The 12713-nt window shown below is 71.5% G+C and carries 16 protein-coding genes; all 16 read left to right on the top strand.

The annotated features are described in order from the left end of the window. Positions 1–36: 36 nt before the first annotated feature. The gene (locus A4X16_RS08150) at positions 37–894 is read left to right on the top strand and encodes a sigma-70 family RNA polymerase sigma factor (RefSeq protein ID WP_269454897.1); all 858 of its coding nucleotides are present in this window, start codon (positions 37–39) and stop codon (positions 892–894) included. A 117-nt stretch (positions 895–1011) separates the two neighbouring features. Next, on the top strand, positions 1012–1839 hold the full coding sequence (locus tag A4X16_RS08145; protein ID WP_067119096.1) for a flagellin N-terminal helical domain-containing protein: 828 nt from the start codon (positions 1012–1014) through the stop codon (positions 1837–1839). A gap of 100 nt (positions 1840–1939) precedes the next feature. Next, positions 1940–3301: a flagellar filament capping protein FliD gene (fliD, locus tag A4X16_RS08140; RefSeq protein WP_067119093.1), complete on the top strand. Its 1362-nt coding sequence runs from the start codon at positions 1940–1942 to the stop codon at positions 3299–3301. A gap of 39 nt (positions 3302–3340) precedes the next feature. Next, positions 3341–3754, top strand: a complete 414-nt coding sequence (gene fliS, locus A4X16_RS08135; RefSeq protein WP_067119090.1) for a flagellar export chaperone FliS — start codon at positions 3341–3343, stop codon at positions 3752–3754. 5 nt (positions 3755–3759) lie between these two features. Then, on the top strand, positions 3760–4038 hold the full coding sequence (locus A4X16_RS08130) for a hypothetical protein (RefSeq protein ID WP_067119087.1): 279 nt from the start codon (positions 3760–3762) through the stop codon (positions 4036–4038). A gap of 109 nt (positions 4039–4147) precedes the next feature. Next, positions 4148–4495, top strand: a complete 348-nt coding sequence (locus A4X16_RS08125; protein ID WP_067119083.1) for a flagellar basal body rod protein FlgB — start codon at positions 4148–4150, stop codon at positions 4493–4495. Further along, positions 4492–4887 carry a flagellar basal body rod protein FlgC gene (gene flgC / locus A4X16_RS08120; protein ID WP_067119080.1) on the top strand — a complete coding sequence of 132 codons (396 nt, stop codon included), beginning with the start codon at positions 4492–4494 and terminating at the stop codon, positions 4885–4887. The genes A4X16_RS08125 and flgC overlap by 4 nt, the downstream gene beginning before the upstream one ends. Next, positions 4884–5204: a flagellar hook-basal body complex protein FliE gene (fliE, locus tag A4X16_RS08115; protein ID WP_067119077.1), complete on the top strand. Its 321-nt coding sequence runs from the start codon at positions 4884–4886 to the stop codon at positions 5202–5204. The genes flgC and fliE overlap by 4 nt, the downstream gene beginning before the upstream one ends. 3 nt (positions 5205–5207) lie before the next feature. Next, positions 5208–6845 carry a flagellar basal-body MS-ring/collar protein FliF gene (gene fliF, locus A4X16_RS08110; RefSeq protein ID WP_067119074.1) on the top strand — a complete coding sequence of 546 codons (1638 nt, stop codon included), beginning with the start codon at positions 5208–5210 and terminating at the stop codon, positions 6843–6845. Continuing rightward, positions 6842–7924 carry a flagellar motor switch protein FliG gene (gene fliG / locus A4X16_RS08105; protein WP_231880307.1) on the top strand — a complete coding sequence of 361 codons (1083 nt, stop codon included), beginning with the start codon at positions 6842–6844 and terminating at the stop codon, positions 7922–7924. The genes fliF and fliG overlap by 4 nt, the downstream gene beginning before the upstream one ends. 137 nt (positions 7925–8061) lie before the next feature. Further along, the gene (locus tag A4X16_RS08100) at positions 8062–8700 is read left to right on the top strand and encodes a FliH/SctL family protein (protein ID WP_157560039.1); all 639 of its coding nucleotides are present in this window, start codon (positions 8062–8064) and stop codon (positions 8698–8700) included. Then, entirely contained in the window at positions 8697–10058 is a 1362-nt protein-coding gene (locus tag A4X16_RS08095; protein WP_082914362.1) for a FliI/YscN family ATPase, read from the top strand. The genes A4X16_RS08100 and A4X16_RS08095 overlap by 4 nt, the downstream gene beginning before the upstream one ends. After that, complete coding sequence (locus A4X16_RS08090) at positions 10055–10480, top strand: flagellar FliJ family protein (RefSeq protein WP_067119068.1); 426 nt, start codon at positions 10055–10057, stop codon at positions 10478–10480. Before A4X16_RS08095 ends, A4X16_RS08090 begins: the two co-directional genes overlap by 4 nt. After that, complete coding sequence (locus A4X16_RS08085; RefSeq protein ID WP_067119066.1) at positions 10477–10860, top strand: hypothetical protein; 384 nt, start codon at positions 10477–10479, stop codon at positions 10858–10860. The genes A4X16_RS08090 and A4X16_RS08085 overlap by 4 nt, the downstream gene beginning before the upstream one ends. Further along, positions 10857–12221: a flagellar hook-length control protein FliK gene (locus tag A4X16_RS08080; protein ID WP_067119063.1), complete on the top strand. Its 1365-nt coding sequence runs from the start codon at positions 10857–10859 to the stop codon at positions 12219–12221. Before A4X16_RS08085 ends, A4X16_RS08080 begins: the two co-directional genes overlap by 4 nt. A gap of 15 nt (positions 12222–12236) precedes the next feature. Beyond that, a complete protein-coding gene (locus tag A4X16_RS08075; protein WP_067119060.1) occupies positions 12237–12686 on the top strand; it encodes a flagellar hook assembly protein FlgD in 450 nt (149 codons plus the stop codon). Positions 12687–12713 lie beyond the last annotated feature (27 nt).

Raw genomic sequence — 12713 nt, 5'->3', positions numbered from 1 at the left:
CACTCGTATACAAGTCGCTCATCCTCCGGAGTCACATTGCCGAGCAATACAGGATTTTCTGTTGATTCTCCCGCGTCATCGCACTCCGCGACATCTCCGGAGCAGCTCGCGCGCGACAACATGCCCCTCGCCACGTTCCTCGCGATCGAGAAGGCGCGGTCGGCCCAGCACGTCGATCTCGACGACCTGATGTCCGCAGCGCGGCTCGGGCTCGCGAAGGCCGCGATGACGTACGAGCCCGAGCGCGGCATCCCGTTCGGGGCGTTCGCGAGCAGTCAGATCAACTGGGCGATGCTGTCGGAGATGCGCAGAGCGGATCCGGCGGGGGAGCGCGGCCGCGACAAGATCGAACGGGTGCGCCTCGCCGCGGAGACCGTCTTCGCGCGCACCGGGCGCACGGCGAGCGTGGCGGAGATCTCCCGAGAATCGGGGCTCGACGCCGACGCCGTGACCGAGATGATGCAGCTCGACGACATGGTCCGCACGGCGACGAGCTTCGAGGAGCACTTCGACGCCGAGACGGGGCGGCAGGCGGCCGACCTCACCGACAGCGTCATCCTGCCCGAGCACGCCGTGCTGCAGTCCGAGACCCGCACGATGCTGAATCGCGTGATCGGGGCGCTGCCCGAGGCCATGAGCCATGTCATCCGGGGCATCTACCTCGAGGACCGCATGGTCAAGGACATCGCCGAAGAGCTCGCGGTGAGCCACGCGTACGTCTCGAAGCTCCGCACCCGCGGCCTCGGCCTCATGCGCGAGGCCATGGAGGCCTGGGAGGCCGGCACGACGGGCGACCGCTCCACCAAGTCGCGCGCGGACTTCTTCGAGAGCCTGTTCGGCGCCGTTCCGTCGTCTGCGCCGGCGCGCTCGGAGGGCCTGCTCGTCGCTCTCTGATCGACCCGGCGGAAATTCTCCGGATGCCGGTTACGGTCGGCCCGGCCGTCGCGAATGTGGGATGTGCGGGTCCACGGATGGACCCGCATCCAGTCCCATAACCACGGAGGAATCATCATGGGTCTTCAGATCGCAACCAACGTCGGCGCGCTGAACGCGTACCGCAACCTGTCCGTCAACCAGAACGACGTGTCGAAGTCCCTCGAGAAGCTCTCGAGCGGTCTGCGCATCAACCGTGCTGCCGATGACGCGGCGGGCCTCGCCATCTCCGAGGGCCTGCGCTCGCAGGTCAACGGCCTGAACGTCGCAGCCCGCAACGCGCAGGACGGCATCTCGGTCATCCAGACCGCGGAAGGCGCCCTCACCGAGGTGCACTCGATCCTGCAGCGTGTCCGCGACCTCGCCGTCCAGGCGGGCAACGACTCGAACAACGCGGACTCGCGCACCGCCATCAAGACCGAGATCGACGCCCTCGGCGACGAGCTCACCCGCGTCGCGGCCAGCACGAACTTCAACGGGATCAAGCTGCTCGGTGCCACGCCGGCCTCCCTGACCTTCCAGGTCGGCGCAGGTTCGACGGGCACGGAGGACCAGATCTCGGTCGCGCTGACCGACTTCTCGGGCCTCGGCGGACGCATCAAGGCGCTGGGTGTCGCGGACGCGGCGACCTCGCTCACCACGATCGCGGCGATCGACACCGAGATCAAGGGCGTCTCGACGGCTCGTGCCGGCCTCGGTGCCGCGCAGAACCGCTTCGAGTCGACGATCAACTCGCTGCAGGTCTCGGCCGAGAACCTCGCCGCCGCGAAGAGCCGCATCGCGGACACCGACATGGCCGCCGAGATGGTCAAGTACACCGCATCGAACATCCTGCAGCAGGCCGGCACCGCCATGCTCGCGCAGGCGAACCAGTCGGGCCAGGGCGTCCTGCAGCTGCTCCGTTGAGCCGCTGCGCCTGAGGCGCACAGGGCGCCCGGGCGGAGTCACCTCCGTTCGGGCGCCTTCCTGTAGCAACCCATGACCGCACGGCACGGAAGACACCGGGATGAAACTCGACGGACTCGTATCAGGGCTCAAGACGGACGAGCTCATCAAGGCCCTCATGGACGTCTCGGCGATCCCGAAGACGCTGATCACGAACAAGATCACCGACCGCAGCACGGTGATCACCAACCTGCAGTCCCTCAACACCTCGCTGCAGGATCTCGTCGCGAAGGCGAAGACCGCGGCCTCCCCGTCGTCCCTCGCCGCGTTCACCGCGACGTCGTCGTCCGAGACCGTCACCGTGACGGCCGGCGCGAAGGCCACCGCCTTCTCGACGAGCGTCGTCGTCGACGCCGTCGCGACGGCGCACTCCGTCGTCACCGCGGCGGCGGGTTCCACCACCTGGGGCGGCACCTTCACGATCGCCGGCGCCGACGGCGACCCCGTGGAGATCACGCCCTCCGGCACCGGGGCGCAGGATCTCGCCACCGCGATCAACAACTCCAAGGCCGGAGTGACCGCGACGGTCGTCCCCGCAGGCACGGATGCCGACGGCAAGCCGCTCACGCGCATCCAGCTGACCTCGAACGAGACCGGAGCCGACGGGGAGTTCGCGCTGCACCGGGGCACCGCCGCGGATGTCGCCGCCGGCACGTCGACCGATCTCGGCGCCCAGACCGGCGCGGCGACCGTGACGCACGGGGCCGACGCCCGCATCCGCCTCTTCGCCGGAACCGCCGCCGAGCAGAGCCTGACCAGCGCGAGCAACACGATCAGCGTCGGCGAGGGCATCGACGTCACGGTCACGAAGGCCGGCGGCGACCCGGTCACCGTGACCGTGGCCAGGGACGCGAAGAAGCAGACAGCGACGGCCGAGGCCTTCGTCAAGGAGATCGCCGCCCTGCTGACCCGCATCGACAACGGCTCCAAGGCGACCGTGGGCGGGGTCGGCGAGAACACCACCCTCGGCGTCTTCACGGGCGACAGCACCGTGCGCAGCCTCCGAGGAGCGCTCGCGAACGCGGTGCAACACCCCGTCGACGGCGTCTCGCCGTCGACGATCGGCATCACGATCAGCGACAAGGGCGTGCTCAGCTTCGACGCCGAGAAGTTCGCGACGGCGCTCGCGGACGACCCCGAGGCCACGCAGGAGCTGTTCTCGGGGATCTCGGGACGTCTCCAGGACGTCACGACGCAGTACTCGGACAAGTACGAGGGTCTCCTCACCGCGCGCATCACCGGGCAGGAGGAGGAGGTCAAGACCCTCAAGACCCAGGTCGAGCGGTGGGACGTCCGGCTCGAGCAGCGCCGGGCCACCCTCGAGCGCACCTACGCGCAGCTCGAGGTGCAGCTGTCGAAGCTCGAGTCGCAGTCTTCCTGGCTCACCAGTCAGCTCGCCGGACTGTCGACCAAGGAATCCTGACCATCCCCATGACATCGCATCGCATCGGAGCTCATACCCATGGCACTCACCTCTCTCGACCGGGCCAAGCAGCAGTACCTGGAGCAGCAGGTGGCCTCCGCATCGCCTGAGCGCCTCCTCACCCTCCTGTACGACCGCCTGCTCGTGGACATCGACCGCGCGGCGACGGCGCAGGATGCCGGCGACTGGCCCGCGGCGGGCACGCACCTGACCCACGCGCAGTGGATCATCTCGGAGCTGAACGCGTCGCTGACCGACGCGTGGGACGGCGCCGACGAGCTCCGAGGCGTCTACGTCTACCTCACCGGACGCCTGATCACCGCGAACGTCTCGCGGGACAGGGCGGCGACCGCCGAATGCCGCGACCTCGTCGCACCGCTGCGCGACGCCTGGCACGCCGCCGCGGAGGTCACGCTGGCCGACGCGACGCGTCCGGCCTCGGCCGTCGGCTGATCGCCGTGCCCGACGACCTCGCCGCCTGGCTCGCCGTGCTCGACCGGTTCGAGCGCGCCCTCGAGGCGGCCGACGAGCAGCTCGAGCCGGAGACGTTCGACCCGCCGACCGGCCCGATCCCCGACGAGCTCCGTGCGCGCGCCGAGTCGGTGCTCGCGCGCCAGCAGATGATGATCAGCGGGCTCGCGGCATCGCGGGCCGGCGTGGCCAGGGAGATCGCCGCGCTGCGCCGGGTGCCGACGCCCCGCCAGGACGCCCCGGCCTACCTCGACGTGGAAGGGTGACGCGGCGCGGTTACGAAGCCGTCGCGCTGTCGCGATAGTCCCCTCCGAGCACGGATCGCTCGACGACTGGCCACGGATCGGCCTCGCCACCACCATCCGGAGTGCCGCCGTGCTCGAATCCGTCACCTCGTCTGCGCTGATCAGCGCCCTCGACGGTCTGGCCCTGCGCCAGCGCTCGATCGCCGAGAACATCGCGAACGTCAACACCCCGAACTACCACGCCCAGCGCGTGCAGTTCGAGGACGAGCTCCGCTCCGCTGTCGCGAAGGGCTCGGGGTCGGTCTCGCCCACCGTCGAGCGGTCGCTCGAGCCGACCCGCCTGAACGGCAACAACGTCAATCTCGACACCGAGACGCTGTCGAACATCGACACGGTGCTGCGGTTCCAGTTCGCCAGCCAGGCCATCGGCGGCCAGGCGACGTCGATCACCAAGGCGATCGGCCAGGCCTCCGCATGACGTTCGACGCCATCGGCATCGCCGGCACGGGCCTGACCGCGCACCGCAAGTGGCTCGACGCCCTCAGCGACAACATCGCCAACGTCAACACCGCGACCCCCGCGGGCGAGGACGCCTTCCGCGAGAAGCTCGTCACCGTCCAGGCGGGCACCGACAGCCCCGGCGTGTACGTCGCGGGAGTGGTGGAGTCCGAGGCGGCGGCGAAGCTCGTCTACGACCCCGAGCACCCGTACGCGGACGAGGACGGCTATGTGCAGTACCCGAACATCGAGCTCGGTGACCAGATGAGCATGCTCATCGTCGCGCAGCGCGGGTACGAGGCGAACGCGGCCGTGGTCGACCGCGCCAAGACCACTTACGAGGCCGCCCTGCAGATCGGACGCAACGGATGAGCACCCCCATCGACCCCGTGTCCGTCGGTGGCGTCGCGCCGCTGTCGGCCCTGAGCTTCGAGACGGGACCGGAGGCTCCGAGCGATCCGGCGTCCGCAGGAGCATTCGCGACCTCGCTGACCGGAGCGATGGAGGGCCTGCAGCAGCTGCAGGCGACCTCGAACGAACTCGCCGTGCAGGCCGTGACCGGAGACCTCCAGGACATCCATCAGGCCATGATCGCGTCGACGCGCGCATCCGTCACGCTCGACCTCGTGGTCGCCGTGCGCGACCGCAGCGTCTCCGCATTCAACGAGATCATGCGGATGCAGGCCTGAGCCATGCCCACCGTGCTCACCACCTACTACGACCGCGCGAAGACGGTCGTCTCGAAGTTCTCGATCGCCCAGCGGACGATCGCCGTGATCGGAGTCGCGCTGCTCGTGATGGGCGCGATCGCCCTCGGCGCCTGGCTCACGAGGCCGCAGATGAGCCCCCTGTTCACGGGCCTCAGCGCCGGCGACGCGTCCGCCGTCGTGGAGCAGCTCAAGTCCTCCGGCGTCTCGTACGAGCTCGCGGAGGGCGGAGCGACGATCCTGGTGCCGGACGACCAGGTCTACGCGCAGCGTCTCGCCGCCGCATCCGCCGGACTCCCCGGAGACACCAGCGAGGGGTACACGCTGCTCGACAAGATGGGGGTGACGGCGAGCGAGTTCCAGCAGTCGGTGACGTACAAGCGGGCGATCGAGGGCGAGCTCGCCAGCACGATCGGCGCGATGGACGGCATCTCGACGGCATCCGTGCAGCTCGCGATCCCGGAGGAGAGCGTCTTCGTCTCCGAGCAGCAGAGCCCGACGGCATCCGTCTTCGTGAAGACGCGCAACGGGTCGACGCTGAGCGACGAGAAGATCGAGGCCATCGTGCACCTCACGAGCGCCGCAGTGCCGGGCATGACGCCGGAGGACGTCGCGGTCACGGACCAGAACGGCACCGTGCTGTCGGCCGTGGGGGCCGGACTCACGGGCAGCTCCTCGAAGCAGGCGACCGAGCACGAGGCGAAGGTCGCGGCGTCGGTGAGCGCCATGCTGGACACCATCGTCGGACCGGGGAACGCCACCGTGACCGTCTCCGCCGACGTCGCGAACTCGACGTCGGAGCGCATGGACGAGACGTACTCGGCGCCGGACGGAGAGCTCAGTGCCTCGGAGCAGACGACGACCGAGACCTACACCGGCGGCCAGGCGAACGGGACCGGCGTGCTCGGTCCCGACAACATCGCGGTGCCGAACGGGGACGGCGACGGCTCGTACGAGTTCGAGGAGACGTCGCGCAGCAACGCGGTGAACAAGTCCACCGAGAAGACCATCACCCCGGCCGGCGAGGTCACGCGGCAGACCGTCAGCATCGCCCTGAACCGCGGCGCCGTCACGGGTGTCACCGCGGGGCAGATCGAAGCGCTCGTGGCGTCCGCCGCAGGGATCGACGTCGAGCGCGGCGACGCGATCGCGGTCGAGTTCGTGGAGTTCAGCGAGACCGGCGCCACCGCGGCGCAGACGGCCCTGCAGGCGGCCGAGGCCGAGCGCGAGCAGCAGTTCCAGCAGGAGCTGCTGCGGTCGGCGATCATCGGCGGATCCATCCTGCTCGCGGTGATCATCCTCGTCGTGTTCCTCGCGGTGCGACGGAAGATGAAGCGACGGGTGCTGTACACGGACGACGGACCGATCGAGTACTTCGCCACGGTGACCGAGAACGAGGAGCAGAAGCTGAAGTCGCTGCGCGGGCTGAAGGACGGCGATGCCATTCCGCTGCCCGCTCCGACGGCGCTGCTGCCCTCGGCATCCGTGGACATCGACGACGAGCCGGAACCCGACAAGATCCTCGTCGAGCGGCGTCGTCGTGAGATCGACGACCTGGCACGGCGCGAACCCGAGGCCACGGCGACCGCACTGGCCGAGCTGATGGACGAGGCGAGAGTATGAGCATGCTGACCGAGATGCTCGACGCGCAGGCCGACACGATCGAGGTCTCGACCGCGCCCACGGAGCAGAGCGTCCCGCCGCCGAGCATGAGCGGTCTGCGCAAGGCGGCCATCGTGCTGATGAACATGGACCGCGCCGCCGGTGCCGAGGTGCTGCGTCACCTCGGCGAGGAGCGCTCCGAGATGCTCGCCGCCGAGCTGACGCAGCTCGGCGGTGTCGACGTCGCCTCCACCGCCCTGGCGCTGGGCGAGTTCCGCCGTATCGCCAACGGCGGCGCCGTGCCCTCGCGCGGCGGGCAGGAGCTCGCCACCGGGCTGCTGGAGACGGCGTTCGGTCGCGAGAAGGCCGTCGGCATCGTCGGACGCGTGATGTCCCAGGGCACCGTGTCGTTCGACTTCCTGGGTGCTGCGGATCCCGCCCAGCTCGCCACCATCCTCGAGGGCGAGCTCCCCACGACGGTCGCCGTCGTGCTCGCCAACCTGCGCGCGGACAGAGCCGCCGCGGTGCTCGCGGCGCTACAGGACCCGCTGCGCACGGACGTCGCACAGGCGATCGCCACGATGGGCACCGCCACGCAGGAGGCGATCTCCATCGTCGCCGAGTCGCTGCGCTCCCGGACGGGCATCTTCGCGATGCGCGACAACCACGAGTCGATCGGGGGCGTGCAGCCGCTCGTCGAGATCATCAACCGCTCCGACACCGCCCTCGAGAAGTCGCTGCTGGCATCGCTGGAGGGTCGGGACCTGGCCCTCGCCGAGGACATCCGCAGCCGCATGGTGACCTTCGCCGACATCGCGCGGCTGGAGGACCGGGACGCGCAGCGGGTGCTCCGCGGCATCGACCTGCGGATGCTCGCGCTCGCCCTCAAGGGCGCGGACGAGCAGATCACCGACAAGGTGAGGTCGAACATGACCGAGCGGAACCAGGAGAACCTCGCCGAGGAGACCAAGGTGCTCGGGCCCGTCCGGATGCGTCAGGTCGACGAGGCGCGCGCCGAGATCGTGCGCATCATCCGCGAGCTCGAGGCCGCCGAGGAGATCACGATCTCCCGCGAGGACGAGGACGAGCTCATCGAGTGATCCCCCTGCCAGGCGATGCCGGAAGCGCGGTGGTTACACACCCGATCGAGCGTCGCGATAGTCGAGAGGGAGCACGGATCGCTCGCCCTTGGGGCCACGGACAGGCCACACCACCTTCTACCGTCGGGGTGCCCGCCGTGTCCGAGACCGCCTTCCTGCCGCTCGTCGTCCCGCGCGTGGGCGACGCGCCGATCGACCTGCGCGGCGAGACGGATCGTGCGCGCTCGCGCGGATATGCCGAGGGCTTCGCGGAGGGCCGGCGGATCGCGCTCGCTCAGGCCGAGGAGCAGCGGGCCGCGGAACAGGTGCGGATGCAGCAGCTCGTCGACGCCTATCTGCATGAGCGCGGCTCGATCCTGAGCGCGGTGCGGGACGCGCACGAGGCGCTCGAGGCGCGGGTGGCCGAGCTCGCGGCCCTCTCGGCCGAGCGGATCGAGGCCCTGGCCCTCGAGCTCGCGGTCGAGATCCTCGGCGCCGAGCTGTCGGACCCGGCGCGGTCTGCCGGTCATGCGGTGCGCCGCGCCCTCGCCGAGATGCCCCGTGACCGCTGGACCCGTGTGACCTTCAGCGACCGCGACGCCGCGACGCTCGCCGCCGATCCGGACGGTGCGCCCCTGCTGCGAGGCGTCGAGGTGGGCTCGTCGCCGACCGTCGACGCCGGCGGAGCACTCGTGGAGATCGAGGACGGCGCCGTCGACACGCGCATCGCGCAGGCGATCGCTCGCGCCACGGCGGCGCTGCACGACGCCGACGATCCGATGACGGCCGCGCCATGAGGACCGCGATCACGCCTCAGACGACGGTCGCCCCTCCGTCGACGGCCGCCTGGCGGCGGGCGCTGCAGGCGGCCCGACCGGAGCGCTCGGGCACCGTCCGCGCCGTGCGCGGACTCGGCGTCGAGGTCCGCGGCATCGACGGCGCCGTGGGCGACCGGGTGCGCATCGACGCCGTGGAGGGGCGCCCGGTCGACGCGGAGATCGTCGCGGTCGACGGCTCTTCGGCGCGCTGCATGCCGTTGGGGCCCCTCGACGGCATCCATGCCCGGGCTCGCGTGCGCCACGCGGGCGCGCCGCTGCAGGTGCCGACGGGAGCGGCCCTCCTCGGGCGGGTGCTCGACGGTCTCGGGCGCCCGATCGACGGCCGAGGACCCATCGACAGGACCGCGGTGCACGTGCCGCTCGACCACGATGCGCCCAGCATCATGCACCGGCGCCGCATAGACCGCCAGCTCGGCTCCGGGGTGCGCGCGCTCGACACGATGACCCCGATGGGGGTCGGGCAGAGGCTGGGTCTGTTCGCCGGCTCCGGCGTGGGCAAGTCGTCGCTGATGTCGATGATCGCGCGCGGCTCGACCGCCGACGTCACGGTGATCGCCCTCGTGGGCGAGCGCGGTCGCGAGGTGCGCGAGTTCCTCGAGGACGACCTGGGGCCGGAGGGTCTCGCCCGCTCGGTGGTGGTGGTCGCGACCTCCGACCAGCCGGCCATGGCACGCCTCCGCTCGGCGTTCGTCGCGACGCGCATCGCGGAGCAGTTCCGCGACGACGGCCTCGACGTGATGCTCATGATGGACTCGCTCACGCGCGTCGCGATGGCGCAGCGGGAGATCGGCCTGAGCGCGGGGGAGCCGCCGGCGACCCGCGGGTACCCGCCGTCCACGTTCTCGGTGCTCGCGCGCCTGCTCGAGAGGGCGGGGACGGGCGTCGCCGGATCGGTGACCGGTCTCTACACCGTGCTCGTGGACGGCGACGATCACAACGAGCCCATCGCCGACGCGGCGCGCGGGATCCTCGACGGCCATGTCGTGCTCGACCGGGCCCTCGCGGTGCGCGGCCACTTCCCGGCGATCGACGTCCTCGGCTCGGTCTCGCGCGTGGTGTCGAAGGTGACCACCGCCGATCAGCGCCGCGATGCCGTGACGCTGCGGAGTGTGCTGGCCGCGCGCCGCAGCGCGAACGACCTCATCGACATCGGCGCATATCGGCCGGGCGCGAATCCGCTCGTCGACGCGGCCGTCACCCACGACTCCGCGATCACGGGCTTCCTCACCCAGCCGATGGACGAGCTCGTATCGCCGACCGACTCCTGGCAGCGGCTCGCTGCACTCTCCCGCGACTTCGGAGGACTGACCTCATGACCTTTCCCCTGGCAGGCCTGCTGCGCGTGCGCGGCGCCCAAGAACGGGTGGCGGCGGAGCAGCTCGCTCGAGCGAGCGCGGAACGGGCGCGGGCCGAGGCGGCGACGCAGGACGCGATCGCGAGCCTGACCGACCTCCGCCCCCTCGTCGGCGACGCCCAGACGCTCATGGCGATGGCGGCGGCTCGTGCGGCGGGCCGCAGCGCTCTCGGCGACCTGCAGGCGCTCGCGGAGCTCAGCCGGGACACCGAGTCGGAGGCGAAGTCCGCCCACGTCGAGGCACGCCGCGAGCTCAAGGGGCTCGAGCGCCTCGAGAGCACCCATCGTGTCGAGGCGGTGAACGCCGAGCTCGCCGCCGAGCAGGTCGCGCTCGACGAGATCGCCGTCGCGCGCAGCGCTCGGGGAGAGGGGAGCGCGGCATGAGCGGACTGGACGCCGTGATCGCACGGGTCGGCGACATCGAGAGCCGCATCGTCTCCCTGGACACGACCTCGCGGGCCGCGAGGGTCGCGGAGGCGGCCGCCCCCTCCGGAGCCGAGGCCACCGGCGCGTCGGCGGCCTCGACGTTCGCCGGAGTGCTGGACGCCGTGCAGGCGACGGCGGGCTCGGGAGCGGCATCCGACCCGGCGAGCGGATCCCCGGCGACGGTCGTCGGCGCGACGAGCGAGGCGACGGGCGCGGAGCTGGTCGCGGCTCTGCAGACGCTCTTCTCGGCGAGCACCGGCGGCGCCGGCAGTGCCGGGTCGACGGATTCGACGGACCTCGGGACCACCCTGCAGAAGCTGACCGGGCTGCTCGGATGACCGCGGTGATGATGAGCGTCTCGGCGCCTGCCGCGCACGGCGACGGTCGCGCGACCTCCGCCGGGTCCTCGGGATCGGCGTTCGGCGAAGCCCTCGGTGCGGCGCGCGGCTCGGCCGAGCAGGCGTTCGTCGGCGATCCGAGCGCGCCGACGACGACGGCGGCGGATTCCCCGCAGGACGAGGCGGCGACGGCGGCGGACGCATCGCCGGTGACCGGTGACCTCGCCTCCGCGGTGGCGGGCGCGCTGCTCCTCGCGGACGAGGTGGAGACCCCGTCGGCCGAGGGGCCCGGACCCGCGACCCCGGCATCGATCACCGCCTCGAGCCCCCCCGGCAGCTCGGCCACCTCGGCTCTCGCGGGGACGGGCGGCACACCGGCTCCGGCATCCGTCGTCTCGGACCCCGGCCCCGCAGGTGACTCCGGCTCCGCGCCGGCGGACTCCGCTCCGGCCGCCCCGGCCTCGCCGGCCGCCTCGGTATCGCCGGCGGCCACGGCAGCATCCATCGCGCCGGACGCAGGACCCGCGTCGGCGACCGGCGCGGCACGTGCCGTCGCCCCACAGGCGGCCGCCGTTCCCTCCACGACGTCTCCCGCGCCCACCGTGTCGTCGGGAGGCGCGCCGGCCGCTCCCGCGAGGGACGACTCTCAGCCCGAGGTGCGCGTCGTGACCTCGGGGGAGACGTCTCCCCAGGCCGCGGACGAGACGGATGCCGCGGACCCGGCGCCCCCGACCGGCTCGGCGTCCAGCGCGTCTTCGGCCTCGAGCTCGGCGCCCCCGACGTCGAGCACCTCGCCGGCCGCTCCGTCGGTCGGCATGGGCACGGCCGCGGCGGCCATGCCGACAGCCGGAGCCCTGCCGATCGCGCCCACCGACGCGCCGGAGGCCTCGTCCGCGACGACGCGGGCCGTGGCCGCACAGGTGTCCCCGGTGATCGTGAGCATCGCGCAGCGTCCCGCCGGCACGCACCAGCTCACGATGACCGTGAATCCCGACAGCCTCGGACCGGTCACCCTCCGCGCGCACATCGGCGCGGGAGGGGAGGTGCAGGTCGAGCTGTTCGGAGGGACGGATGCCGGGCGCGACGCGCTGCGGATGATCGCCACCGATCTGCGCCGCGACCTCGCCTCCGTCATCCCGACGGCCACCCTGAGCGTGGCCCAGGGTGCGCTCGACGACGGAGGCGCCGGACGCAGCTCCACCGGCGACGGCGGCGCGTCCGCCGACCAGGGCGCCGGTCGCGAACCGCGCCCCGACGCCCGCGGCGAGCGCCGCCCCGGCGAGCATGCATCCGGCGCCGCGCCCCGCCCACAGACCACCGCCCCCGCCGCGATCGGCGCGGGCCTCGACATCTTCGCCTGAGAGGACCCGATCACCATGACCGTCGACGCGGTGAGCCCGCCGAGCTCGATCTACACGGGAAGCACGACCGACCCCGCGACCCGGAAGCAGACCATGGACAGCGAGGTCTTCCTCAAGCTCCTGGTCACGCAGCTGACCCATCAGGACCCCTCGAGCCCGATGGACACCAACGAGATGATCTCGCAGACGACGCAGCTCGCCATGATGGAGCAGCTCACCACGCTCGCCGACAACGGCACCGAGGCCTTCGCGCTCAGCATGCGTCAGGCGGCCACGGCCCTGATCGGCCGGGAGGCGAGCTACAAGGACGCCGACGGCGCCAGCATCACGGGCATCGTCACGAAGGTCTCCTTCGACGGTCCCATCCCGCAGGTGACCATCGGCGGGAAGAGCGTCGCGCTCGACCTCATCACCGGCATCACCTCCACGACATCGCCCGCACCGGCATCCGCCGCCGCTGCCTGACCTCCCACCGACACAGGAAGAGAGAAA

It is taken from the genome of Microbacterium sp. H83 (assembly GCF_001650405.1).
Lineage (GTDB): Bacteria > Actinomycetota > Actinomycetes > Actinomycetales > Microbacteriaceae > Microbacterium.
This window is presented reverse-complemented; position numbering and strand designations above follow the sequence as displayed.